The 24,318-nt window shown below is 62.4% G+C and carries 23 protein-coding genes and 1 other RNA gene; 7 read left to right on the top strand and 17 right to left on the bottom strand.

Annotated features, from left to right (window positions below):
• Window position 1: 1 nt before the first annotated feature.
• Window positions 2-724, top strand: a complete 723-nt coding sequence (gene ccmI / locus AC1RQ9_RS02500; protein ID WP_193732536.1) for a c-type cytochrome biogenesis protein CcmI — start codon at window positions 2-4, stop codon at window positions 722-724.
• A gap of 71 nt (window positions 725-795) precedes the next feature.
• The gene (locus tag AC1RQ9_RS02495) at window positions 796-975 is read left to right on the top strand and encodes a DUF1674 domain-containing protein (protein ID WP_193732537.1); all 180 of its coding nucleotides are present in this window, start codon (window positions 796-798) and stop codon (window positions 973-975) included.
• Between the two features lie 129 nt (window positions 976-1,104).
• Here the strand turns inward: AC1RQ9_RS02495 and AC1RQ9_RS02490 are convergent, their stop codons facing one another.
• Both AC1RQ9_RS02490 and AC1RQ9_RS02485 read right to left on the bottom strand, forming a co-directional pair.
• Window positions 1,105-1,626, bottom strand: a complete 522-nt coding sequence (locus tag AC1RQ9_RS02490) for a hypothetical protein (protein WP_485985448.1) — start codon at window positions 1,624-1,626, stop codon at window positions 1,105-1,107.
• Between the two features lie 49 nt (window positions 1,627-1,675).
• Window positions 1,676-2,848 carry a serine hydrolase domain-containing protein gene (locus AC1RQ9_RS02485; protein ID WP_485985447.1) on the bottom strand — a complete coding sequence of 391 codons (1,173 nt, stop codon included), beginning with the start codon at window positions 2,846-2,848 and terminating at the stop codon, window positions 1,676-1,678.
• Window positions 2,849-2,933: 85 nt separating this feature from the next.
• Here AC1RQ9_RS02485 and AC1RQ9_RS02480 point away from each other — a divergent pair, with 85 nt between their 5' ends.
• Window positions 2,934-5,633 carry a M16 family metallopeptidase gene (locus AC1RQ9_RS02480; protein WP_485985446.1) on the top strand — a complete coding sequence of 900 codons (2,700 nt, stop codon included), beginning with the start codon at window positions 2,934-2,936 and terminating at the stop codon, window positions 5,631-5,633.
• A gap of 409 nt (window positions 5,634-6,042) precedes the next feature.
• Here AC1RQ9_RS02480 and rpsA read toward each other — a convergent pair whose 3' ends face one another.
• The 4 genes from rpsA to aroA form a co-directional block, all read right to left on the bottom strand.
• Window positions 6,043-7,758 carry a 30S ribosomal protein S1 gene (gene rpsA / locus AC1RQ9_RS02475; protein ID WP_010513132.1) on the bottom strand — a complete coding sequence of 572 codons (1,716 nt, stop codon included), beginning with the start codon at window positions 7,756-7,758 and terminating at the stop codon, window positions 6,043-6,045.
• Window positions 7,759-7,761: 3 nt separating this feature from the next.
• A complete protein-coding gene (locus tag AC1RQ9_RS02470; protein WP_485985445.1) occupies window positions 7,762-7,965 on the bottom strand; it encodes a hypothetical protein in 204 nt (67 codons plus the stop codon).
• A gap of 70 nt (window positions 7,966-8,035) precedes the next feature.
• The gene (gene cmk / locus AC1RQ9_RS02465) at window positions 8,036-8,677 is read right to left on the bottom strand and encodes a (d)CMP kinase (RefSeq protein WP_485985444.1); all 642 of its coding nucleotides are present in this window, start codon (window positions 8,675-8,677) and stop codon (window positions 8,036-8,038) included.
• The gene (gene aroA, locus AC1RQ9_RS02460) at window positions 8,674-10,026 is read right to left on the bottom strand and encodes a 3-phosphoshikimate 1-carboxyvinyltransferase (protein ID WP_485985443.1); all 1,353 of its coding nucleotides are present in this window, start codon (window positions 10,024-10,026) and stop codon (window positions 8,674-8,676) included. The genes cmk and aroA overlap by 4 nt, the downstream gene beginning before the upstream one ends.
• 178 nt (window positions 10,027-10,204) lie before the next feature.
• Between aroA and AC1RQ9_RS02455 the strand changes: the two genes are divergently transcribed.
• Window positions 10,205-10,543 carry a TIGR02300 family protein gene (locus AC1RQ9_RS02455; protein ID WP_193732544.1) on the top strand — a complete coding sequence of 113 codons (339 nt, stop codon included), beginning with the start codon at window positions 10,205-10,207 and terminating at the stop codon, window positions 10,541-10,543.
• 42 nt (window positions 10,544-10,585) lie between these two features.
• On the opposite strand, the gene folB is transcribed toward AC1RQ9_RS02455, so the two are convergent.
• The 9 genes from folB to AC1RQ9_RS02410 form a co-directional block, all read right to left on the bottom strand.
• Window positions 10,586-10,987, bottom strand: a complete 402-nt coding sequence (folB, locus tag AC1RQ9_RS02450) for a dihydroneopterin aldolase (protein ID WP_485985442.1) — start codon at window positions 10,985-10,987, stop codon at window positions 10,586-10,588.
• Window positions 10,988-10,998: 11 nt separating this feature from the next.
• Window positions 10,999-11,796, bottom strand: a complete 798-nt coding sequence (locus tag AC1RQ9_RS02445) for an SDR family oxidoreductase (protein ID WP_485985441.1) — start codon at window positions 11,794-11,796, stop codon at window positions 10,999-11,001.
• Window positions 11,793-12,389, bottom strand: coding sequence for a recombination mediator RecR (recR, locus tag AC1RQ9_RS02440; protein WP_485985440.1), 597 nt, complete (start codon window positions 12,387-12,389; stop codon window positions 11,793-11,795). Before recR ends, AC1RQ9_RS02445 begins: the two co-directional genes overlap by 4 nt.
• 22 nt (window positions 12,390-12,411) lie before the next feature.
• Window positions 12,412-12,735, bottom strand: a complete 324-nt coding sequence (locus tag AC1RQ9_RS02435; RefSeq protein ID WP_010506817.1) for a YbaB/EbfC family nucleoid-associated protein — start codon at window positions 12,733-12,735, stop codon at window positions 12,412-12,414.
• 15 nt (window positions 12,736-12,750) lie between these two features.
• Complete coding sequence (locus AC1RQ9_RS02430) at window positions 12,751-14,757, bottom strand: DNA polymerase III subunit gamma/tau (RefSeq protein WP_485985439.1); 2,007 nt, start codon at window positions 14,755-14,757, stop codon at window positions 12,751-12,753.
• A 66-nt stretch (window positions 14,758-14,823) separates the two neighbouring features.
• Window positions 14,824-14,918: signal recognition particle sRNA small type (gene ffs, locus AC1RQ9_RS02425), an RNA gene on the bottom strand.
• 71 nt (window positions 14,919-14,989) lie between these two features.
• A complete protein-coding gene (gene ggt, locus AC1RQ9_RS02420) occupies window positions 14,990-16,765 on the bottom strand; it encodes a gamma-glutamyltransferase (protein WP_485985438.1) in 1,776 nt (591 codons plus the stop codon).
• Window positions 16,766-16,944: 179 nt separating this feature from the next.
• Window positions 16,945-17,757 carry a type I methionyl aminopeptidase gene (map, locus tag AC1RQ9_RS02415; protein WP_485985607.1) on the bottom strand — a complete coding sequence of 271 codons (813 nt, stop codon included), beginning with the start codon at window positions 17,755-17,757 and terminating at the stop codon, window positions 16,945-16,947.
• Between the two features lie 139 nt (window positions 17,758-17,896).
• A complete protein-coding gene (locus AC1RQ9_RS02410) occupies window positions 17,897-19,045 on the bottom strand; it encodes a D-alanyl-D-alanine carboxypeptidase family protein (protein ID WP_227672569.1) in 1,149 nt (382 codons plus the stop codon).
• Window positions 19,046-19,357: 312 nt separating this feature from the next.
• Here AC1RQ9_RS02410 and clpS point away from each other — a divergent pair, with 312 nt between their 5' ends.
• The 3 genes from clpS (at window position 19,358) to AC1RQ9_RS02395 (ending at window position 22,642) form a co-directional block, all read left to right on the top strand.
• On the top strand, window positions 19,358-19,738 hold the full coding sequence (gene clpS / locus AC1RQ9_RS02405; protein ID WP_026019524.1) for an ATP-dependent Clp protease adapter ClpS: 381 nt from the start codon (window positions 19,358-19,360) through the stop codon (window positions 19,736-19,738).
• A 161-nt stretch (window positions 19,739-19,899) separates the two neighbouring features.
• Window positions 19,900-22,230: an ATP-dependent Clp protease ATP-binding subunit ClpA gene (gene clpA / locus AC1RQ9_RS02400; protein ID WP_485985437.1), complete on the top strand. Its 2,331-nt coding sequence runs from the start codon at window positions 19,900-19,902 to the stop codon at window positions 22,228-22,230.
• Window positions 22,231-22,318: 88 nt separating this feature from the next.
• Window positions 22,319-22,642, top strand: a complete 324-nt coding sequence (locus AC1RQ9_RS02395; protein ID WP_485985436.1) for a YnfA family protein — start codon at window positions 22,319-22,321, stop codon at window positions 22,640-22,642.
• Window positions 22,643-22,762: 120 nt separating this feature from the next.
• On the opposite strand, the gene AC1RQ9_RS02390 is transcribed toward AC1RQ9_RS02395, so the two are convergent.
• Both AC1RQ9_RS02390 and AC1RQ9_RS02385 read right to left on the bottom strand, forming a co-directional pair.
• Window positions 22,763-23,332 (bottom strand): hypothetical protein, encoded by a 570-nt coding sequence (locus AC1RQ9_RS02390; protein WP_485985435.1) that lies wholly within the window; start codon window positions 23,330-23,332, stop codon window positions 22,763-22,765.
• 55 nt (window positions 23,333-23,387) lie between these two features.
• Window positions 23,388-24,317 (bottom strand): polyphosphate kinase 2 family protein, encoded by a 930-nt coding sequence (locus AC1RQ9_RS02385; RefSeq protein WP_485985434.1) that lies wholly within the window; start codon window positions 24,315-24,317, stop codon window positions 23,388-23,390.
• Window position 24,318 lies beyond the last annotated feature (1 nt).

Here is a 24,318-nt window from a genome sequence, read left to right as displayed (position 1 = left end):
TATGATCTGGATTGGTATCTGCCTGCTTGGCGTGATCGCACTGTTACCCGCACTCATCTCGTTCCGTCGTACCACCCTGCTGCGCGATGAGCGCGAGACGGCCCTTGTCCTGCATCAGGCGCAGCTTGCGGAACTGGAACGCGATCTGGTCGAAGGCATGATCGCGCCGTCCGAACATGACAGCGCGCGGCTGGAAATCCAGCGCCGGGTGCTGGGCACCGACATGCTGCCTGCCTTCGTCGCGGGCAAGGGTAGCTCCACCGGGGTCATTACCGCAGCCCTGGTCGCGCTGCCGGTAGCGGCCATCGGGCTGTATCTTACGGTCGGGCACCCGTCGCTTCCGGCACAGCCGCTGGCCCCGCGCCTTGTGGCGCTTCAGCATGAGGAGCACCGCAATGATGCAATCATCGACCGGCTGCGCGATCAGCTGAAACAGATCCCGGCGGGTGATCCCAGCCTGTTCCAGGGCTACGTGCTGCTGGGCCAGGCCGAGGCCGGGCGTGACCATTACGCCGCTGCTGCCCAGGCATGGCGCAGCGCCATAGAACAGCGCTTCGACCCCGAAGTCGCCGCCCGTGCGGCCGAAGCGCAGATGATGGCCGATGGCGGCCATATTTCTCCCGAAACGGCGGACCTCTACCGTCGCGCACTGGACGCAGCCCCCGCGGATGCGCCATGGCGGATGACGGTGCAGCAGCGTATCGCGCAGTCCGAACATCAATAACGCGCTACCCCGACCATCGCAGGGGCGTTTTGGGCTTGCCAGTTTCAGGACATTGGGCGGAAACTGGCGGCATGAGCAAGGACAAGACCCCCTCCCCCGCCCCTGCCGCCGATACGGTGCAGGACGAAGCGGCCAAGGAAGCCGCGCTGCTGAAACAGCCTGCCGAAGCGGATGAAGTCGGCGGCCCGAAGGGGCCGGAGCCGACCCGCTATGGCGACTGGACGGTCAAGGGACGGTGCGTGGATTTCTGAAAATCCACTGATGGAAATTAAAAATTTTTTGGCGTCGCCTTTTTTTAAAAAGGCGGCGATCCCTGAAGCTTTTTGAAAAAGCTTCACCAAAAACTTTTGACAGTTTCTGACCTGTATCCGGCGTGGCGGTCAGCCGATTTCGTTGGGCAGCGGACCGCGTCCAAAAGATGTTTGCCGTGCCCGGTGTCCCGGCGGCGGCACGTTGCATGAAATCAGGTAGATCCCTGCAACGAATACAAGCTGCGACAGGGAATTGAACCACAGGGCCAGTTCATACGCCCGATCTGCCGTAACCGCCTGATAGAAGGCATAGGCGGCAAACGGGATGGAAATGGGCCGCATGCCCGCCAGCATGACGCGCATCGGATTCTGGTAACCCGGTTTGACCAGCCTGCGCATGCGGTGGATGCCGATATAGAAGACAACCTCGAAAAACCAGCCGAGCACATTGGCGATCAGGTTATCCAGCGTCATGCCCTCCAGCACCAGCAGGGCAGAAATGGACGCGGCTGACAGGACGATGGACCCGACCTGAAAGCTCATGCCCATTTCCATGGCCGTCAGGCGTTCGGGCAGGGCGTCGGCAAAAGGCTGGAAAACCCGGTCCAGCAGCCAGGCATCAAACTGATTGACGCGATCACCAAATGACATGACAGTTCCCAGTATCCTCGTATCCGTCGTAGTGCGGGCGCACGTCCCGTCATGCGCCACAGGCGGCGGCGACGACCGCGTCGGGATACGTCCCCGCCATGCCCGCCAGCGCGGTGTTGCTCAGCATGACAATGCTCATGCCCCGCGCACGGTCCACCGCCCATTGATGCCCGTACACGCCCCCCCATGTAAAACTGCCGGGGCTGAGTGGCGTACGCGCAGACGACGGGTCCGCAATGACCGCAGCCCCATAACCGAAGCGCCGCCCGCGCGCCAGCGGTCCCATATCAATATCGCCAATGGCGTTCTGGCCAAACAGCATGGCGGATGCGGGCGATAGCATGCCTTCGCCACCAATGCGCACGGCTTCCAGAAATGCAAGGAATTCCGCAGCCGTCCCCACCATGCCCGCACCGCCGGATGGATAGGAATCGGGGTTGCGGATGCGATCGGGCGCAAAACGGATTTCCCCCATCCCGCCACCGGGCAACATGCGTGGCAGGACATATTCCGCCCCCATGCGGATGGGCACGGGCCGTGTATCGGCATAGCAGGCGGCGGGTGACTGCAATGGCGTCAGCATGAAGCCACTGTCGCGCCAGCCCAGCGGCGCGCCGACATAACGCCTTACCGCAGCAGGCAGCGACAGGCCGGATGCCTTTTCAATCACGCCGCCCATCACATCCAGCCCCAGCGAATAGGCCCATCCCTGCCCCGGCGCGAATATCAACCGCGTCGTAGCCAGCCGGGACAAGTTATCCGCCAGCGACAGTCCCGGTTCCGCGATGCCATCAGAGACACCGGCGCGGGTATAGGGATTGTCATCACGCGGGAAAGCAAATCCATAGGTCAGGCCACTGGTATGGGTCAGCAACTGGTGCAGCGTGATTTCGCACGCGCCCCCATCGGGCAGGACGGGACGGAAATGCGGCAGGTAGCGCGTCACGGCGGCATGCAGGTCCAGCAATCCTTCCTCCACCATGGCCAGCGCCACGGCAGTCACGACCGGCTTGGTCAGGGAAGCAAGGCGGAACAGGGTATCGACCTGCATGGGAATGCCGCCCTCCCGGTCGGCCTGGCCTGCGGCTTCCGTCACCACGACCTCCCCATCCACCGCCACCATGACCACCGCACCGACCAGCCGGGACGTTTCCACGGCCGTATCCATGACCTGGCGGATACGTTCACGCATGTGGGCCTTCTCCACCGGAACACGGGACATGGTCTGATCCTTTATAACGGGCCGTTATGACAGATAGGGGCCGCATGAACTGGTCGCCATGGGCAAAGCAGCGTAATCTGGGGATATGATAGCACGCCTGTTTTCCAAAACATTATGCCTCTCCCTCCTGCTATGTGGCAGTTGCCTGGTACCGCCTGCAGCCCATGCCGCGGCACCGGCTCCGACCGTTGCCCAGCCTGCTGAAGCGCCGTTGCAGGCCACGCTGCCCAACGGGTTGCGCGTGGTGATCGTGCCCGACCGTCTGGCCCCGGTTGTCAGCACCGAAATCAATTACCTGGTGGGATCGGCGGCGGCGCCCGCGGGCTTTCCCGGCACGGCGCATGCATTGGAACACATGATGTTCCGTGGCAGCAAGGGGCTGGACCGTGACCAGATGGCCGCCATCGGTGCGCGGCTGGGGGGCGATTACAATGCGGACACGACGGAAAACGTAACACAGTTCTTCTATACCGCGCCTGCTGACAACCTTGACGTACTGCTGCGTATCGAAGCCATGCGCATGAAGGGCCTGACGCTTGCGGCCGGGGACTGGGCGCATGAACGCGGCGCGATCGAGCAGGAAGTCTCACGCGATCTGTCCAGCCCCGGCTATGTCTATCTGGCGCGCCTGCAGTCGATCCTGTTTGCCGGCACGCCCTATGAACATGATGCGCTGGGCAGTCGCCCGTCCTTTGACAAGACGGATACCGCGCTGCTGCGCCGGTTCTACCGGCAGTGGTATGCACCCAACAACGCCATTCTGGTCATAACGGGTGATGTGGATGCGGCCCGTACGCTGGCGATGGTGCGCGATACCTTTGGCCCGATCCCGTCGCGCAGACTGCCCGCACGCCCGCAGATCCACCCCGGTCCCGTGCAGGCCCAGACCCTGCAGTTCCCGACCGATTACCCCGTGGGCCTTGTCGCCATTGCCAGCCGCATGCCGGGACAGAACAGCCGGGATTATGCCACCGCGCGCATCCTGTCCGATGTGCTGAGCAGCCAGCGTGGCGCATTATATGACCTGGTGCCGCAGGGACGCGCGCTGCTGTCCAGCTTCGACTTCGTGACCAAGGCGGATGCCGGGATCGGCATTGCCATCGCGGCCTTCCCCAAGGGGAGCAACCCCGCCCCGCTTCAGGCACGCATGCAGGACATCCTGCGCAGCCTGCGCGAAAACGGTGTGCCGTCCGATCTGGTCGATGCGGCCAAGCGCAAGGAACTGGCGCAGCTTGGCTTTGCCGCCAACAGCATTTCCGGCCTTGCCGAAAGCTGGTCGGAAGCACAGGCCGTCATGGGCCTGCAATCCCCCGATGATGAAGCCGCGGCCTTTGCCACTGTCACACCGGAAGATGTCAATCATCTGGCACGTGCGGTACTGGACCCGCAGCAGTCCATCACCGCCATCCTGACCCCACGCGATGGCGGCCACCCTGTGGCCGACAAGGGATTTGGCGGCGCGGAATCCTTTGCCAGCACACCCGACCACCCCGTGACCCTGCCACGCTGGGCCAATGACAGCCTGCTGGCGTTGCGCCCGCCCGAGGCATCGGTCCAGCCTGCGCAGTACACCCTGCCCAATGGCCTGCACCTGATCGTGCGCCCGGCTTCCGTCAGCCATACCATCAACCTGTATGGCACCATCCGCCAGAATGAAGACATGCAGGAACCAGCAGGCAAGGAAGGCATTGCCGATATTACGAATGAACTGTTCAGCTATGGCAGCACGACGCACGACCGGATCGGGTTGCAGAAGGCGTTTGACGACATTGCCGCCAGCGAAAATGCCGGGGCCGATTTCAGCCTGAACGTACTGACGCCCGATTTTGACCGAGGCCTGGAACTGCTGGCGGAAAACGAACTGCACCCCGCCCTGCCTGAACAGGGGTTCAAGGTGGTGCGCGCCAATACCGCGGCCTCCCTGTCCGGCCTGCTGCATTCGCCTGAATACCTGTTCCAGCGCGCGATGCAGGGCGCGGTATCCCCTGCGGGCGACCCGTCCCTGCGGCAGGCGCAGCCGGATGAGGTGATGAAACTGACGCTGGCGGACTGTCGCGCATTCTGGAAAACGGCCTACAGGCCGGACCTGACCACCATTGTCATTACCGGTGACATTACGCCCGCCGCCGCCTACCGCGCGATATCACGCACGTTTGGTACATGGCGCGCCAGTGGGCCGACACCCATGGTTGACCTGCCCCCGCGCCCCGACAGCCATACCAGCGTAATGAAGGTGCCCGACCCGTCCAGCACGCAGGCTACCGTCTCCCTGCCCGAAAGCCTGTCGCTGAATGTCGCCAACCCGGAACACTTCGCGCTCAACCTGGGCAACGAAATCCTTGGATCGGGTTTTTCATCCCGCCTGTACCGCGACCTGCGCGTACGCAGTGGTTACGTCTATACCGTGCGCAGCCACCTGACATGGAAACGCCACCGCAGCGCCTACAGCATTTCCTTTGGCGCGGATCCCGACAAGGTCGCGGCGGCACGTGATGCAGCCATCCATGACCTGATGGCCATGCAGATACAACCCGTTAGCGAAAACGAACTGGCCATGGCCCGCGCGGGCATGCTGCGTGGGCTGGCCCTGCAATCCGCCAGTCTGGACACCATTGCGGCAGGGTACCTGCATTTCAGTGACCTGGGCCTGCCGCTAAACCAGAATGATATCGCGGCACAGGCCTATTATACACTGGATGCCAACGCCATACGCGATGCATTCCGTAAATGGATACGTCCCGCCGACCTTGCGGAAATCATCAAGGGACCGGCGACGACGCCATGATGAATGTATGGGGCTGGTGCCTGCCAGCCCCTATATTTTTAATAATGAGTAAATATTGAAGCATAATCAGGCACGGTACTGTCGCAAATAACCATTTCCATAACAGTGAAAAACCCTGCAGCAGGGTTGAAAAAATACTAGAATCGTCGATAGACGATCCATATTCGAATCAAAAACTGAATAAACCAGTCCATTCTGAAAATATGTAACGGTCTGAACAGACAGTATTTGTAAAATTGTATAAATTACACAGAAGTTCTGGATGAAGTTTTTAAAAAATCTTCGAAGAACGCCACCATTTAAAAAAAGATGGCACCCATACAAAAAAGGGGGCGATGCATTTCTGCATCGCCCCCTTTTCCGGCGTATCGCCCGACCTGCCAAGGCAGGCCGGATCATACGGACGGGATCAGTTCTCGGCGTTACGGCGACGGATCGCGGCACCCAGAATGTCACCCAGCGAAGCCCCGCTATCGGACGAACCGTAGTCGGAGATCGCCTGCTTGTCTTCCTCAACCTCACGGCCGCGGATGGTCAGGGCCAGCTTGCGGGCTGCGCGGTCAACCGACACGACCTTCGCATCGACGCGTTCACCAACGGCGAAACGCTCCGGACGCTGATCGGCCTTGTCACGGGCCAGTTCCGCACGGCGGATGAAGCCGGTCAGAACGTCGTCAACCTTCACCTCGATGCCGTTCGACTGAACAGCGGTGACGATGCAGGTCACGATCGCGCCCTTCTGCACCTTGCTCAGCGTGTCAGCAGCAGGGTCTTCCTGCAGCTGCTTGATGCCCAGCGAGATGCGTTCCTTTTCCACGTCCACATCCAGGACCTTGGCCTTCACGACCTGGCCCTTTTCGTAGTGGCTCATGGCGACTTCGCCCGGCTCGTCCCAAGACAGGTCGGACATGTGAACCATGCCGTCGATGTCCGCGGACAGGCCGATGAACAGGCCGAATTCGGTGATGTTGCGGATCTCGCCTTCCACCACGGAACCAACCTTGTGTTCCTCGGCGAACTGCTCCCACGGGTTGCGCTGCACCTGCTTCAGGCCCAGCGAGATGCGGCGCTTCGCGCTGTCCACATCCAGAACCATCACATCGACTTCCTGCGAAGTGGCGACGATCTTGCCCGGATGAACGTTCTTCTTCGTCCAGGACATTTCGGACACGTGCACCAGACCCTCGACGCCCGGCTCCAGCTCCACGAATGCACCGTAATCGGTGATGTTCGTGACGCGACCGGTGTAACGGGCACCCGGCGGGTACTTGATCGCCACGTTTTCCCACGGGTCAGCTTCAAGCTGCTTCATGCCCAGCGAGATACGCTGCGTGTCGGGGTTGAAGCGGATGACCTGCACGCGGACCGGCTGGCCGATCTGCAGGGCTTCGGACGGGTGGTTGATGCGCTTCCATGCGATATCGGTCACATGCAGCAGGCCATCGACGCCGCCGAGGTCCACGAACGCACCGTAATCGGTGATGTTCTTGACCACGCCATCGAGGATCATGCCTTCCTTCAGGCCCTGGATCAGTTCGCTGCGCTGTTCCGCACGGGTCTCTTCCAGAACCGCACGACGCGAGACGACGATGTTGCCGCGTGCGCGGTCCATCTTCAGGATCTGGAACGGCTGGGGCACGCCCATCAGCGGGGTCACGTCGCGCACGGGGCGGATGTCCACCTGGCTGCCGGGCAGGAACGCCATTGCGCCGCCCAGATCAACGGTGAAGCCACCCTTGACGCGGCCATAGATGGTGCCGTTGACGCGCTGGTTGTTTTCGAACGCCTTTTCAAGGTTCGACCAGGCTTCCTCGCGGCGGGCCTTTTCGCGCGACAGGACGATGGACCCGTCACGGTCTTCGTACCGCTCGACAAACAGTTCGATAACGTCACCCGGCTTGACATCGGGGGTCACACCCGGCGGGCCGAATTCCTTCAGGGCGACGCGCCCTTCGCTTTTCAGGCCGACATCGACAATCGCGTATTCATCCGTCAGGCGGACAACGCGACCGGTGACAACGGAACCGTCAAATGCGGAGTCGCGACCGAGGGTTTCCTCAAGAAGGGCGGCAAAGTCCTCGCCACCCTTATGGTCGGCGACGGGCTGTGTTGTGGCTGAAGCCATGAGCTACTCGTAAATCCTGTAACCCTGTCCTACCCTTGGGGTGGATACAGGGACAATCCTGCGCCCCCGCCTGCCCGCACGGAAGCGGGACAATGGGAACGGCTTGCCCGGCGGATACGCCACGACACGGTCGTGGCTCGCCTGACGGCCAAAATTGACGCCATACCCCGCGCCACGCGGGCGCGTGGGGTATATACCGTTCAGCACAGACACCCTATGGGCGGCGTATGTCAATAAAAACCCGCAATATGGGGCCTGGTTCCCACACAAAATCACCCTAGCGCGTCATGCGCGCCACGATCCGCAGGGCTTCGGCCAGCACTTCATCCGCGCTCAGGCCATCGGTCTCGATGCGTACGGCGTCACCGGCGGCGCGCAGGGGGGCGACGGCGCGGCTGGAATCGGCCCTGTCACGGGCTTCGATCTCACGCTCGACCCGGGTGATCTGGTCCTCGCGGTCGGGTGCGCCGGCGTCGGTCGCCAGCTGTTCCCACCGCCGCGTGGCGCGTGTGCGCGGGGATGCGGTAATGAACAGCTTGACCGGGGCATCGGGAAAGATGACCGTCCCGATATCGCGCCCGTCCAGCACCGCGCCATGTTCGCCCGCAAAACGGCGCTGTACGTCAACCAGAACGCGGCGCACGGCTGGCTGGGCTGCGACTAGACTGGCCGCGCGATCGACCTCGGGCACGCGCAGGTCGGTGCGGCTCAGGTCTTCCAGCCCGACACTGGCGGCGAATGCCTCCGCCTGTCCCTGCGCGGGGTCATGGCCCGCGTCGATCATCCGTCGCCCCGTCGCACGATACAGCAGCCCCGTATCAAGGTAAGGCAGGTCGAGCGCCTGCGCCAGCCGCCTGGCAAGGGTGCCCTTGCCTGCCGCAGCAGGACCGTCAACCGCTATGACCAGTCGCCGGGTCATGCCGCGATCCCGGCGCCGATGCTGTTCATGAGCGTGATGAAACCGGGGAAGCTGGTGTCAATGAACGCGGTATCATCGACGCAGACCGGCTTTTGTGCCGCAAGGCCCATCACGATCGCGCTCATGGCCAGCCGGTGGTCCATGCGGGTCTGGACCAGACCACCGCCGGGAATGGCCCCGCCCGTGCCGTGCACGATCATGTCATCACCCACGACATCCACCTTCACGCCATTGGCTTCCAGCAGGGCAACGGTGGCGGACAGGCGGTCGCTTTCCTTCACGCGCAGTTCCTCCAGCCCGCGAAAGCGCGACTGCCCGGTGGCATGGGCCGCGACCACCGCCAGAACGGGATATTCGTCAATCATGGACGGCGCGCGGGTTGCGGGCACGTCCACGCCATGCAGGACGCCTGCGGTGGCGGTGATATCGCCCACAGGCTCGCCCCCTTCCATGCGTTCGTTGCTGATGACCAGATCCGCGCCCATTTCCTTCAGTGACGTGAACAGCCCGGTGCGCAGCGGGTTCAGCCCCACGCCACGCACGCTGACCGTTGACCCCGGCACCAGCAGGGCCGCCGCCAGAATGAACGCCGCCGATGACGGATCGCCCGGCACCACGATGTCACGCGCCACCAGTTCGGGCCGCCCCTGCAGGGTAATGACGCGGCCACCGGCGCCCATGGGCTCGACGGTCACGGTGGCACCGAAATGGCGCAGCATGTTTTCGGTATGGTCACGGGTGGCCACGGGTTCTTCCACCCGGGTCTCGCCCTGCGCATTCAGGCCGGCCAGCAGCACGGCCGACTTCACCTGTGCGGACGCCACCGGCAGGCGGTATGACAGCGGCGGCGGGTTGGCGTTGCCCTGTATGGCCAGTGGCAGGCGACCGCCCTGACGCGACAGGAACACGGCACCCGTGGCGGCCAGCGGGTCCATCACCCGCTTCATCGGGCGACCGCGCAGGCTGGCGTCCCCCGTCATGACAGACGTAAAGCCATGACTGGCCAGAATGCCCGACAGCAGGCGCGCCGCCGTGCCCGAATTGCCCATGTCCAGCACATCCGCCGGTTCACGCAGACCATCCAGCCCGCATCCCTGCACCGTCCAGTTCCCGGTTCCCGTGCGCGTGATGTCCGCACCCAGCGCGCGCATGGCATCGGCGGTACGCAGCACGTCTTCGCCTTCCAGCAGGCCGGTGATGTGGGTCGTGCCACGCGCAAGGGCCGCGAACATCAGCGAACGGTGGCTGATCGATTTGTCACCCGGCACCTGGACCGAACCGGAAAGGGGCGCGCGCGGAGCATGGACCGTCAGCGCGCGGACGGAAGATTGGACGTGATCGGTTTTCATACGTCCTCCAATTCCGTATTCCGGGTGGCAAAGTCAATCACAGATCGGCATGATCGCCCTGCCGGCGCATGCCCCGGTGTTTGACATTACGTCTACAAACTGGCATGGGGCTGCGCCTTTTGCCACTTCCGGATACCGTGGCTTCATTCATAATCAAAACAGGATCGACAGGTTCAAGATGGCTCAGTCCAACCTCGGCACCAAACGTGTCTGTGTCTCCTGCAGCGCCCGTTTCTACGATCTGAACAAGAATCCGGCCGTCTGCCCCAAATGCGGCGCTGAACAGCCCGTGGAACTGCCGCGCGTCCGTCGCCCGGTGGAAGCTGCCCCCGAATCCAAGCCCAAGGCGGCTGATGACGCACTCGAAAACGATGTCGACGTCGATCTGGATACCGACGCCGATGATGATGACGCCGCCGTCCTGCCTGACGATGCGGGCCTTGATGACGATGACGACGACGATATCAGCAGCGCCGACATCGACGTGAAGACCGACAAGGACGACCACGACAACTGACATGATCCGGCCCGGGACACACTGTTCCGGGCCGTTTTTGTATCAGGCGCGCGGGTTGCGGCGTTCGATCTCGACCCCGACCGATTCGGCGTCGTCAAAAATATCCAGCTTTTCCACGCACACGCGCGTGATGTGGATGCGCCTGTCCTCCAGCACGCCAGCCGCGATTCGTTCGGCCAGCGTTTCCACCAGCGCGACATGGCCACGGGCCACGATTTCGCGCACCAGCAGCACCACACGTTCATATGATACCGTGCGCCCCAGATCGTCCGGTCCCACATCCAGCGTCGCACTGTCCGGCACGCCAAAGACCACATTGACGCGGATGCGCTGGGTCACGCCCTGTTCATGTTCAAATACGCCAATATGGGCATCCAGCACCATATTGCGCACAAACAGGCAGCGCAGTGGCTGCGGTTCATTCCATGGCGGCAGCAGGGACATGGCGGATCCAGTCAGTTGAAAGGTTCAGGCCGGGGGGGAGCGGGCGACCACTGCATGTGCTGCCCCCCGTCAAGGGCAAGCATCTGCCCGGTTACGGACGGCAGGCAGAGCAATGACAGTGCCGCGCGCGCGATTTCATCCGGCGTCGCCCCATGCCCCAGCGGGACGGAGGCGCACTGCCGGGCAAAATGGTCCGCCGTCTGCCGTGGCGTGGGCAGCACCGGGCCGGGACCGATGGCGTTGACCCGGATACGATGCGGCGCCAGCGCCAGCGCCATGGTCTGCGTCAGGGTCCACAGCGCGGCCTTGGATACGGTGTAACTGACAAAATGCGGGGTCAAGGACCACACGCGCTCATCCAGCATGTTCAGCACCATGCCTTCGGCCCCGGGGGAGAGCAGGCGTGCAAATTCCTGCATCAGCACGAAGGGCGCGCGCGTATTTGGTTCCATATGCCCGTCCCATCCCGCCCGTGTGGCGTCATCCCATTCATCACGGCGAAAGGTGCTGGCATTGTTGACCAGCACGCCCACCGGCCCCAGCGCGTCCGTAACGGCGGGCAGCAGGGGACGGACCGATGCTTCATGTGACAGGTTGGCCTGAAAGATCCCTGCCCTGCGGCCAAGGGCACGGATGTCCGCCGCCGTCTGTCCGGCTGCATGGGCGGAATCATTGTAATGGATGGCGATATCGAAACCCGCGCGCGCCAGTTCCAGCGCAATGGCGCGGCCCAGCCGGGCAGCGCCCCCCGTCACCAGCGCCACGCGTGGAATGACAGCGGGCACGGGCCATGAAAGTATATCGCTCACGCAGGCCTGCGCGCCATGATGGCGGCGGCCAGCGTCCCGTCATCCAGCACGTCCAGCGCACCACCCACCGGCACGCCCTGCCCCACGCGGCTGACCTGCACATCAAAGCGGGAAAGGCGTTCATGCAGCCAGTGCATGGTGGTCGCCCCTTCCACCGTCGTGCCCAGCGCAAGGATGACCTCACGCACGCCACCTGCGGCGATACGGTCGAACAGGGGCTGCACGTTCAGGTCATCCGGCCCCATGCCCGACAGGGCGGACAGCGTACCACCCAGCACCTGGTACACGCCGCGATGCACGCCCGCGCGTTCCAGCGCCCACAGGTCGCCCACGTTTTCCACCACGCAGACCAGCCCGTCATCACGCGTGGGATCGGCGCAGATACCGCACGCGTCGGTCGTGTCGAGGTTACCGCAGGTTGAACAGGTGCGCACCGCGCGCGCAGCCTGTTCCATTGCTTCGGCCAGGGGCAGCATCCGCGCATGGGGCTGGCGCAGCAGGGCAAGCGCCGCACGGCGGGCCGAACGTGGCCCCAGTCCCGGCAGGCGGCCCAACAGGGTCACCAGCCGGTCAATTTCGCCCCTGCCGCTCATGCATGTCCCCCGGTGTTGCGGATCAGAACGGGAATTTCATCCCGCCCGGCAGGCTCAGGCCACCGGTGACCTTCTTCATTTCCTCGCTGGCGGTGGCGTCGAGCTTCTTGCGCGCATCCGCACTGGCCGCAAGGATCAGGTCCTGCAGCATTTCCATCTCGGCCGGATCAGCCAGCTTGGGATCGATGCGGATCGCCTTCATGTCGCCCTTGCCGTTCATGGTGATGGTCACCATGCCAGCGCCCGCGCTGCCTTCGATCGTCATGTCTTCCAGCTTGGCCTGCATTTCTTCCATGCGGGCCTGCATCTGTGTGGCCTGCTTCATCAGGCCGGCAAGATTTTTCATGTTCAGTTGCTCTCCTCAGGCAAAATCATCTGAATCCAGATCGTCCTCTTCTACCAGATCGGCATCAAGAGGCGCGAATTCGAGATCCGGGGCCAAATTCCCGGCCGCCATTTCTTCCGGTGGCAGGCCATAGTCATCCAGCGCATGGTCCGTGACCTCACCCAGGCGTGCCGTCGGGAAAACCTGCATCACGGCCTGCACCAGCGGATGCGCCTGCGCCGCGGCACGGTGCAACTGGATGATCTCCGCCCCCTGTTCGGCCAGGGTCGCTTCCCCCTGATCTTCCGACAGGCGCACCTGCCATGCGGAATCGCCAGTGCCCTCACGCAGCACGGTTTCCAGACGGCGGGCAAGACCGGGCAGGCTGTTGCGCTCGATCCGTATCTCGATCAGCGGCGGGGCGAAGGACACCAGATGCGTCGCATGCCGCAGATGGCCATGCAGCATGGCGTCACGACCTGATACAAACGCCACCGCCTCGCGCCATGTGCGCGGCGGGGCGACGGGTTCCGGGGCGGGGGCGGTTTCCGCCACCTTTCCGGTCCGGGGCGCGGGTTGCTGTGGGGTTTCAACCCGCGTGCCGCCATTGGCCACCATGCGGATCCCGCTGCCAGCATTCGGGTTCGCGCTGGTGGCGGACGGTGCGGAGACGGCTGACGTGGCCGCACCATTACCATTCCCCGCCGGTTCCGACACGCGCAGGGGGGCGGCTGCCGCATCCTGCCCCAGCATCTTGCGCACAAGATCGCCCGGTGGCGGCAGGTCGGCCACGTAACACAGGCGGATCAGCACCATTTCGGCTGCCTGCCTGCGGTCGGGGGCCTGTTCCACTTCCGAGAGTCCCTTGAGCAGCATCTGCCATGTCCGCCCCAGCACCGGCACCGGCACACGTTCGGCCAGGGCCGCGCCCCGCTCGCGCTCGGCTTCGGGCAGTTCGGGATTGTCGCGCAGCGCCGGAATCGCCTTGATACGCGACACGGTATGCACCAGTTCCAGCACATCACTAAGCATCACGCCCAGATCACCGCCGCGCACATAGACATCCGCCGTGATGGCCAGGGCCCGGTCGGGTTTGCCCTCCAGCACCGCATTCAGAAGGTCGAATACCAGCCCACGATCCGCCAGCCCCAGCATGCCCGCCACAAGGTCCATGCCAATGGGGGCCGCATCCGTACCGCCTTCCCCATCCAGCGTGCCCTGGGCAATGGCCTGATCCAGCAGTGACAGCCCGTCACGCACCGACCCGTCGGCCGCGCGTGCGATCAGCGACAAGGCATCGGGGGAAAAGCGGACATGTTCGGCCTGTGCCACCCGGTCGAAATGCGCGGCCAATTCCACCTGCGGCACGCGGCGCAGGGCAAAGGTCTGGCAACGCGAGAGGACGGTGACCGGCACCTTGCGCAGTTCGGTGGTCGCAAAAATGAAGGTGACCTGCGCGGGCGGTTCCTCCAGCGTCTTGAGCAACGCATTGAACGCGTTGCGCGAAAGCATGTGCACCTCATCGATGATGAAGACCTTCATCCGCCCCTGCATGGGACGGAATCGGGTCGCCTCGATGATTTCGCGTACATCATCGACGCCGGTGCGCGATGCGGCATCCATTTCCAGCACGTCGGGGTGCCGGTCCGCCAGAATGGCGACACAGTTGGGGCACACGCCACACGGGTCAGCCGTGGGACCACCCTTGCCATCCGGCCCGGTGCAGTTCAGGGCGCGCGCGATGATGCGGGCCGTGGTGGTCTTGCCCACGCCCCGCACGCCGGTCAGCATGAACGCATGCGCGACCCGTCCCAGCGCAAAGGCATTGCGCAGGATACGGACGGTTGTTTCCTGTCCGATCAGGTCGTCAAAGGTTGTGGGGCGGTATTTCCGGGCCAGTACCCGGTAGGGTGCTGCGGACGCTGCATCCGGTGTGGCGGGTGCGGGCGGCTGCCCTGCGTCACCAAAAAGTCCGGGACCGTCTGCGGGCGGTGCAGGCAGCCCGGCCTCCTCGGAACGATCCTGATCCGACGGGACGGTCATTGATGCATCCGGGCTGGAGAAGTGGCGACCGCGCCCAGAGCGCCATCGCGACACGGAAACTTTCGGGTGGAAGACCGGCCATAACCCGGACGAAACTCACTACGGCTGCTTCCTTCCGGACCTGACCAGGTTAGCAAGGTATCCGTCTACAACCGATCTCCCGAGCGGGTTCTAACACATACACCCGCCCCATGCACAAGGGGGCGTTGGAAAAAATCGCACCCCCACCCACTTATTCCCCGACGGCGGCGCCGGACTGGTGGCGCATGTCCGCCCCGCCGTAATAACGGGCCTGCCCAACCCGCCCTATGCGCGGGCCACCGGACAGGATGCTTTCGGCCAGTCCCCATGGGGCGTGTTCTTCAATATGGTACCCCTCACGTATCAGGGTGTGCATCACGGCGGGGGACAGCGCGCCGTGTTCCACCTGCACCACATCGGGCTGCCACTGTTCATGGATACGCGGCAGGTCAACCGCCTGCTGCACATCCAGCCCGTAATCCACCATGCCAGTCAGGACCGACAGGATGATGGTGGGAATGCGCGACCCACCGGGGCTGCCCAGCACCATGACCGGTTGCCCGTCGCGTGAAACGATGGTGGGCGCCATGGATGACAGCGGCGTCTTGCCCGGTGCGATGGCATTGGCGGCACTGCCGACGATGCCGAACATGTTGGGTTCACCCGGACGGCTGGAAAAATCATCCATCTCGTCATTCATCACGATGCCGGTCCTGCCTGCCACGACCCCGGCCCCGAACCAGCCGTTCAGGGTGTAGGTCACGGCAACGGCGGTCCCGTCCTGATCCGCGATGGAATAATGGGTGGTCTCTTCCTTTTCGCCTTCCGCTTCACCCGGATGCAGGCTGGCGGAGGACACGGCATGGTTGAGCGGCAGGTATTGACGGACCTGTCGTGCATAGGCCGGGTCGGTCAGGTGCGCCACCGGATTGGTCACGAAAGCCGGGTCGCCAAGGTTCTGCCGGTCGGCATAGGCGTGGCGCATGGCCTCGACCTCACGCTGCACGCTGGCGGCCGTATGCAGGCCCAGGGCATGCATGTCGTAACCCGAAAGAATATTGAGCATTTCGCACAGCGCGACACCACCCCCGCTGGGTGGCGGGGCCGTGTCGATATGATAGCCGCGATAGTCACATGACAATGGGGCCATCATGCGCGTGTGGTAACTGGTGAAATCCTTGCGCGACAGGATACCACCGCCTTTCTGGCTGCTTCTGACGATTTCCTTCGCGATCGGGCCATCATAGAATGCCCGCGTACCATCACGCGCGATCCGTTCCAGTGTCCGGGCCAGATCCGCCTGCACCAGCCGTTCACCTGCAACCAGCGGCGTGCCATCAGGGTGCAGGAAGATCGCACGCGCATACGGATCCTTCGCAAAGGCCGCGGTCATGGTATGCAACAGGTCAACGTCACTCTGTTTCAGAATGAACCCGTCACGCGCAAGAGCGATGGCAGGCGCCATGACATCGGCGCGCGACAGCCTGCCCCAGTGCTCATGCACGTCCTCCATCCCCGCAACGGTGCCCGGCACCGCCACGGCCCGCCAACCAGCAGTGGACGCCCCGGCGATAACGTGACCCGACGCATCCTGATACATGGTGGGGGTCGCCGCACCCGGCGCGTGTTCACGGAAATCAACAAAGGTGACATGCCCGTCCGGCGTGCGCAGGGTCATGAACCCGCCGCCGCCGATATTTCCCGCCGCCGGATAGACCACGGCCATGGCGTACCCCACGGCAACGGCCGCATCCACCGCATTGCCGCCATGTGCCAGGATGTCCGCCCCCACATGGGATGCCAGGTCCTGCGCGCTGACCACCATCGCGTGCCGTCCCGGCATGGGGGCAAGGCCCACGGCCTGTCCCGTCCGGGTGGTTTCAAAGGCCAGCGGGTCGGCAACGGCAGCCTGCCCGGCATCCGGCATGCCGGTGACAAGGCAGGCCAGAAAGACCGCGCCGTACCGCAGGTTACGGGAAAAAGGCATATTGGCTCCGTTGCTGGTTTCTGTTCCCCTGCATGTCAGGCAGCGGGGCTGTCCCTGAAGGTTGCCTGAACAGTCCGTCCCGGGGGACAGCCTTCAGTCATAAGGACTTTTGGGTGACGTTTTCTGCAGCAAACGTCAAAGAATGCCGCCTTTAGAAAAAAGGCGGCATCCAAAAACTTTTATGTTTCATCAACCGGATAAGGCGGACAGGTATAGCCTGCGGGTGACAGGGTGAAGACCTCGCACCCGTCCTCGGTCACGCCCAGCATATGCTCGAACTGGGCTGACAGGGAACGGTCGCGCGTGACGGCGGTCCACCCGTCTTCCAATATCTTCACATCCGGACGCCCGGTGTTCAGCATCGGTTCGATGGTAAAGAACATACCCGGACGCAGGACCAGTCCCTCACCGGGACGACCGTAATGCAGCACGTTTGGCGGGGCATGGAAGGTGCGCCCGATTCCATGGCCACAGAAATCCTGCACCACCGAAAAACGGCGCGCTTCGGCATAGGTCTGGATGACATGCCCGATATCACCCAGCGTCGCACCCGGACGCACCGCGTCGATGGACAGCATGAGGGATTCGTACGTCGCCTCGATCAGCTTCTGTGCCTTGATGGGTACCTTGCCGACCGTGTACATGCGGCTGGTATCGCCAAACCAGCCATCAAGGATAACGGTCACATCGATATTCAGGATGTCACCATCCTTCAGTTCCCGATCACCGGGAATACCATGGCAGACGACATGGTTGATCGAAATGCAACTGGAGGCCGGATACCCACGGTAACCCAGCGTTGCCGGCACCGAACCATTGGCGATCATGAAATCGTGGATCAGCTTGTCCAGCGCACCCGTGGTGACCCCGGCGCGCACATGCGGCGTGATCATGTCCAGCGTCCGTGCGGCAAGCTGGCCTGCGGCACGCATTCCGGCAAAATCCTCGGGGGAGTGGATCTGCACCCCGCCGCCGCGCATATCGCCTTCCATGGCGTTATCCTTTCCTGTGTTCGTCACATGACCACCCGCCCGCAGTCATGAAAGGGACAACAGGAACACGCCTGACCCGCATGCCAGCAGCGCCGGATGGATAATGTGATGCCTTCTATACAGCGCCCGGAACGCGCTGTCAGCTTCGCGCCTTCGCATGGGTGTGCGTGGCATGGGCGACATGACCCATGCCAACCAGATGCACGCGGGCATGCACAACCGTGGGATGGACATGCACGACCGTGCCATGTCCCCGGCGGATGCGGGTATAGGAGGCGGGAATCGAGGGCGCTTCGGCCACTTCGTCAGGCTGCACGGCGTTCAGCCGCATGGAGGCAAGGCTTACGCCATGCGCGCCATGCCGACCCGCCACGGCACCGCCACCGGCGCGCGCCAGCAGCAGCGGACGCATGGCGGGACGCGCCGCAGGGGTGGGGGCGACCGGGGCAATGCCCTTTGCCTCGAAACCGTTATCCAGCAGGGCCGTCATGGTGGCGTTGCGGCGGTTATTGGATTTCGCCCCCATCACCACACCGATCAGGCGCACGTTATCACGCATGGCGGAGGTAACAAGGTTATGCCCCGCGACGGCGGTATAACCGGTCTTCAACCCATCCGCGCCGGGATAGGCACCCAGCATCGGGTCATGGTTGGGCACTTCATGCCCATGGAAATAGAATCCGGGCACCGCGAAATAATGGTAGTACTCGCCATAATCCATGATCAGGTGACGTGCCAGCACCGCAAGGTCGCGCGCCGATGTCATCTGTTCCGGATTCGGCAGGCCGGAGGCATTGCGGAACACGGTGTCATACATGCCAAGACGCCCGGCCTCGCGCGTCATCATCGCGGCAAAGCGGGTTTCATCCCCACCGCCCAGGAATTCACCCAGCGCACAGGCAGCGTCGTTGGCGGATTTGGTGACCAGCGCCAGCACCGCCTGTTCTACCGTCAGGGTACTGCCCGGCCGCAGCCCCAGCTTGGACGGTTCCATGGAGGCGGCATGGACCGACACCGGCATGGGCTGGTCCAGCGTGACCTGACCCGTACGCACGGCCTTGAAAGCAAGGTACAGCGTCATAAGTTTTGTCAGGCTGGCGGGATAACGCCGCAGGTCGGGATCCTGTTCTGACAGGACGGCGCCCGTGCGGGCATCCAGTACGATCGCGCTGACCTGCCCCACATACTGGGCACGGGCGGTATGCATGCCACCAAGGCCGACACACAGCCCGACGGTTGCGGTAACCTTCAGTCGGGAAAGACGGGACATGGGAATACGGCGGCTCATGGAATGGTGAAACCTGCGCGTGCGATGACAATCATACGGCTTCCGAGCACACGGGCATTACCCGACGCCCCTCCATCCATTCATGGGTTGCTTGATTGCAACCATTCTAAAAGAAAGGTTTTCTATTCGTCCAGAGCGTATTTCCATGCCCGCCGATTATGGCGGACAGAAGGCCTGCTTGCCGGGATCGCAAAAAAATCCTTGCATCCATGTCGCGCCACCCCTTCCAACTGACGGCAAAGTTCCAATATGGTACCTGTCATGTCTGCTATTGCTCGCCCTTCCCTGCCCCGCCCCGTGTCGTCGCCCGAAATGGGCGGCACGTATCCGCACGGACATGGTGGCAACACGCCACCACGCCGCAACGGTGGGCAGGATTCCCCTCCCGGCAATGATGACGGCATGATCGACGTTGTCATCCGCACCCGCCCGCAGACCCGCAAGCCGGCGATGTACAAAGTGCTGATGCTGAACGATGATTACACCCCGATGGAATTCGTGGTGCATGTGCTGGAACGCTTTTTCCAGAAAAACCGCGAGGAGGCGACGGACATCATGCTGCACGTTCACAAACGTGGCGTCGGCGTGTGCGGGGTCTTTACGTATGAGGTTGCGGAAACCAAAGTAACACAGGTGATGGACCTGGCACGCCAGAACCAGCACCCGCTGCAATGCACCATCGAGAAGGACTGACCCCACGGACAAGCGCATCTTTCCGCCCCCGTCGCGATCCGATCGCGTTCCATGGCATTTTGTGCTGGCATTTCCATTACAACGGGGCAAGGATTGTCCTGACTTACCGGTTATGATCTCCGGGGCCCGGGTGGCCCCTCTTGGAAAAGGAGCGTCTCGGCATGTTGTCACGTAATCTTGAACAGACGCTTCACCGTGCGCTGACACTGGCTGGCGATCGCCGGCACGAATACGCAACGCTTGAACACCTCCTCCTCGCCCTGATCGATGATCCGGATGCCGTGACGGTATTCCGCGCCTGCGGGGTTGACCTGACCAAGCTGCGCACTGACCTGACCGACTTCCTTGACAAGGATCTCGCAGGGCTTGCAGCCGACCGTACCGTCGATCCCAAGCCCACTGCCGCCTTCCAGCGCGTGATCCAGCGCGCCGCGATCCATGTGCAGTCCACCGGCCGGGACGAGGTGACGGGGGCGAACGTGCTGGTCGCCCTGTTTGCCGAACGCGAAAGCCACGCTGTCTATTTCCTGCAACTGCAGGACATGACGCGTCTGGATGCGGTCAACTTCATTTCCCACGGAATCGCCAAGGCGCCCGACCGCTCCACGCGCCGGCCTGTCGCAGGTAGCGCGCCCGAAGGCAGCGAAAGCGAGGAACGCGGCAAGACCGGGCAGAAAAGCCAGGATGCGCTGTCCACCTACTGCACCAACCTCAATGAAAAGGCGCAGGAAGGTAAGGTTGACCCGCTGATCGGCCGCGACTCCGAAATCGAGCGCACGATCCAGATCCTGTGCCGCCGCACCAAGAACAACCCGCTGTATGTAGGCGACCCCGGTGTCGGCAAGACCGCCATTGCCGAAGGGCTGGCCAAGCGCATTGTCGAAGGCGACGTGCCTGAAGTGCTGCTTAATTCCACGATCTATTCACTGGACATGGGCGCGCTGCTGGCCGGCACCCGCTATCGTGGTGATTTCGAGGAACGGCTGAAGGCGGTCGTGACCGAACTGGACAACAATCCCGGTTCCATCCTGTTCATTGACGAAATCCATACCGTCATCGGTGCGGGTGCGACTTCGGGCGGGGCCATGGACGCGTCCAACCTGCTCAAGCCAGCCCTGGCCGCCGGCACGCTGCGCTGCATGGGGTCAACCACGTACAAGGAATACCGACAGCATTTTGAAAAGGACCGCGCACTGGTGCGCCGGTTCCAGAAGATCGACGTGGCGGAACCCTCGGTCGATGATGCGGTCAAGATCCTGCGTGGCCTGAAGGTCAATTACGAAAAGCACCATAAGGTGCGTTACACCGATGATGCGATCAAGGGTGCGGTGGAACTTTCCGCCAAGTACATCCACGACCGCAAGCTGCCGGACAAGGCCATCGACGTGATTGATGAAGTTGGCGCATCGCGCATGCTGGTGCCCGAAAACCGTCGCCGCAAGACGGTCACGCTGAAGGATGTCGAGGATATCGTCGCCAAGATCGCGCGCATCCCGCCCAAGAGTGTCTCGTCCGACGACAAGGAAACGCTGCGTTCGCTGGAGCGTGACCTGAAGGGCATGGTCTATGGGCAGGACAAGGCGATCGAGGCCCTGACGGCCGCGATCAAGCTGTCACGCGCCGGGCTGCGTGACCCGGAAAAGCCGATTGGCAACTACCTGTTCTCCGGCCCCACGGGTGTCGGCAAGACGGAAGTGGCCAAGCAGCTTGCCAGCACGCTGGGGATCGAACTGATCCGTTTCGACATGTCGGAATACATGGAACGGCATTCGATTTCGCGCCTGATCGGTGCGCCGCCGGGCTATGTCGGTTTTGACCAGGGTGGCCTGCTGACCGATGCCATTGACCAGCACCCGCATGCGGTCCTGCTGCTGGATGAAATCGAGAAGGCACATCAGGACCTGTATAACGTCCTGCTGCAGGTGATGGACCATGGACGCCTGACCGACCATAACGGCAAGACGGTCGATTTCCGTAACGTGGTTTTGATCATGACCACCAACGCAGGCGCTGCGGACCTGAGCAAGGAAGCGATCGGCTTTGGCCGCACGTCCCGCGAAGGTGAGGACGAGGATGCGATCAAGCGCCTGTTCACGCCGGAGTTCCGCAACCGGCTGGATGCGATCATCCCGTTCGCCAACCTGTCGCCGCATGTGGTTGACCGAGTGGTGGAGAAGTTCATCTTCCAGCTTGAAGCCCAGCTGGCGGACCGTAACGTGATGATCGAAATCTCGTCGGCCGCGCGCGAATGGCTGGCGGAACGTGGTTACGACCGCCTGTATGGCGCACGCCCGCTTGGCCGTGTCATTCAGGAATACATCAAGAAGCCGCTGGCGGAAGAACTTCTGTTCGGCAAGCTGACCAAGGGGGGTGTTGCCAAGATCACCCTCAAAGATGGCAAGCTGGACTTTGAATACATCTCGCAGGCGGAAAACCCGTCTACCGAAGGGGATGAAGGTGACAGCACGCGGGAAGAAGAAGCCGCCGACTGACAAAGCCCTTGTGACTATTGCCTGAAAAATGACAGGGACCAGAAATGGTCCCTGTTTTTTTGTACTTTTTGTCCCCGAAAGGAATCCCATGCTGACCGCTGCCATTTATGTTCCCGCCGCATTTGCGGAAATCTGCGGATGTTTCTGTTTCTGGGCGTGGATGCGTATGGGACGTTCGGCACTGGTTCTGGTACCGGGCTGCCTGTCGCTGGTGCTGTTTGCATGGTTGCTGACATTCAGCCCGGCCGATAACGCGGGTCGCGCCTATGCCATTTATGGGGGTGTCTATATTGCCGCCAGCCTGATCTGGTCATGGCTGGTGGAAAAGCTGCCGCCTGATCGCTGGGATATCGGGGGGGCTGCGATCTGCCTGGTGGGGGCTGCCATTATCCTGCTGGCCCCGCGCGGCTGAATGATACGCCGACAGAAGTAAAAGTTTTTGGTGAAGCTTTTTTCAAAAAGCCTTAAGGAACGCCGCCTTTTTTAAATAAAGGCAGCACCCAAAAACTTCCCCGGGATCTAAAACGGTTCCTTACTGGTAACGCGTGCCGTTGACCGTCACATATCCCGCCACAGGCCAGGTGCGACCGGTGCCATGATGGGTCCAGTCAATGCCCTGGCTACGTGCGTTGTCATAGTAATACCGACCCAGCACATCCGCCTGATCGCCCTTGGCCACCCACGGCCATGCGGGTGCGGACATGCGGTCCAGATCGGACACGATGCGGATGGACACGCCATTGCCGACATCAACATAGAAATAGCCATGCAGGCCACTGCGGGTCCGTTTTGACGCGGACACCGCGATCACACGGCCACAGACATGCTCGACCCGATCAGGCTGGTCGCCCTGCCTGCTTTCCGCCGCTTCGACATCGGCAAGAAATTTACGGTCATCGCAGGATTCCGGCATGGGGCTGGCAATGGCCTGGGTCTGTGCATTGTCCTTTTCACTGCCGGACTGCTGGTACTCTTCCCCGGCCTGTTCCCGCCTGTGGTGATGGTGGCGACGTGCCTCGGCTGGCGCCATAAGCGCGCCCTGCACCGCCAGGACCGCCGCCAGCCCCATCACCCCACGTATATGCCAGCGCGTTACCGCCATGACTGTTCTCCATTCACACAAGATCACAATCTTTTGCGGGGTGTGGGCACGCACGTCAATGAACGGCGTGATGAGGACTTTGTGGTGCTTCTGCCTCAAGCTGCTTACGGGCCTTTTCCATTTCCGCCTCCATGGCGGGATCGGATGCCGGCATTTTCAGATGCAGCTTTTCCAGCGCGTCGATTATGGCCTCGATCACCACCAGCCGCTCAAACCATTTCTGGTCGGCAGGCACCACAAACCACGGCGCATCGGGATGGGCGGTGCGGCGGATCGCTTCCTCATACGCGCTCTGGTAATCATCCCAGTACTGCCGTTCATGGATGTCGGCTGGCGAGAATTTCCAGTTCTTGGCGCGATGCTCGATCCGGCGCAGGAAGCGCTTGCGCTGTTCTTCCTTTGACAGATGCAGGAAGAATTTCAGCACGATCGTACCCTGACGCGCTATATACTGTTCGAAATGGCTGATATCCTGATACCGGTCCTGCCAGAATGTCGACTTTCTGCGCAGCGAAGCGGGCAGGCATTCATGATCCAGCAGTTCGGGATGCACGCGGGTGACCAGTACTTCCTCATAATGACTGCGGTTGAAAATGCCGATGCGACCTGCCGCGGGCGCTGCCAGATGTTCACGCCACAGGTAACCATGCGACAGTTCAACCGGGCCGGGCTGCTTGAATGATGTCACGCTGACACCCTGCGGGTTGATGCCGGACATGACATGCTTGATCACGCCATCCTTACCCCCCGCATCCAGCGCCTGCAGCACGACCAGCACGGACCATGTGCCATTGGCGTACAGAACGGATTGCAGTTGTGACAGGCGGCCAATGCGTTCCTTCAGCAACTGCTTGCCGGTTTTCTTATCCAGTCCGCACGCTTCCGCCGCCCGCGTGGGACAGGACGCCAGGGAAAAATCATGCCCGTTGCGCACGCAGAACTGACGCGCCAGCCTGTTACTCATATCCTTTGTCTTGCGCGCCATG

It is taken from the genome of Komagataeibacter ossonobensis (assembly GCF_057359305.1).
Note: the sequence above shows the minus strand (reverse complement) of the source record. Positions and strands in the feature narration are given on the sequence as shown.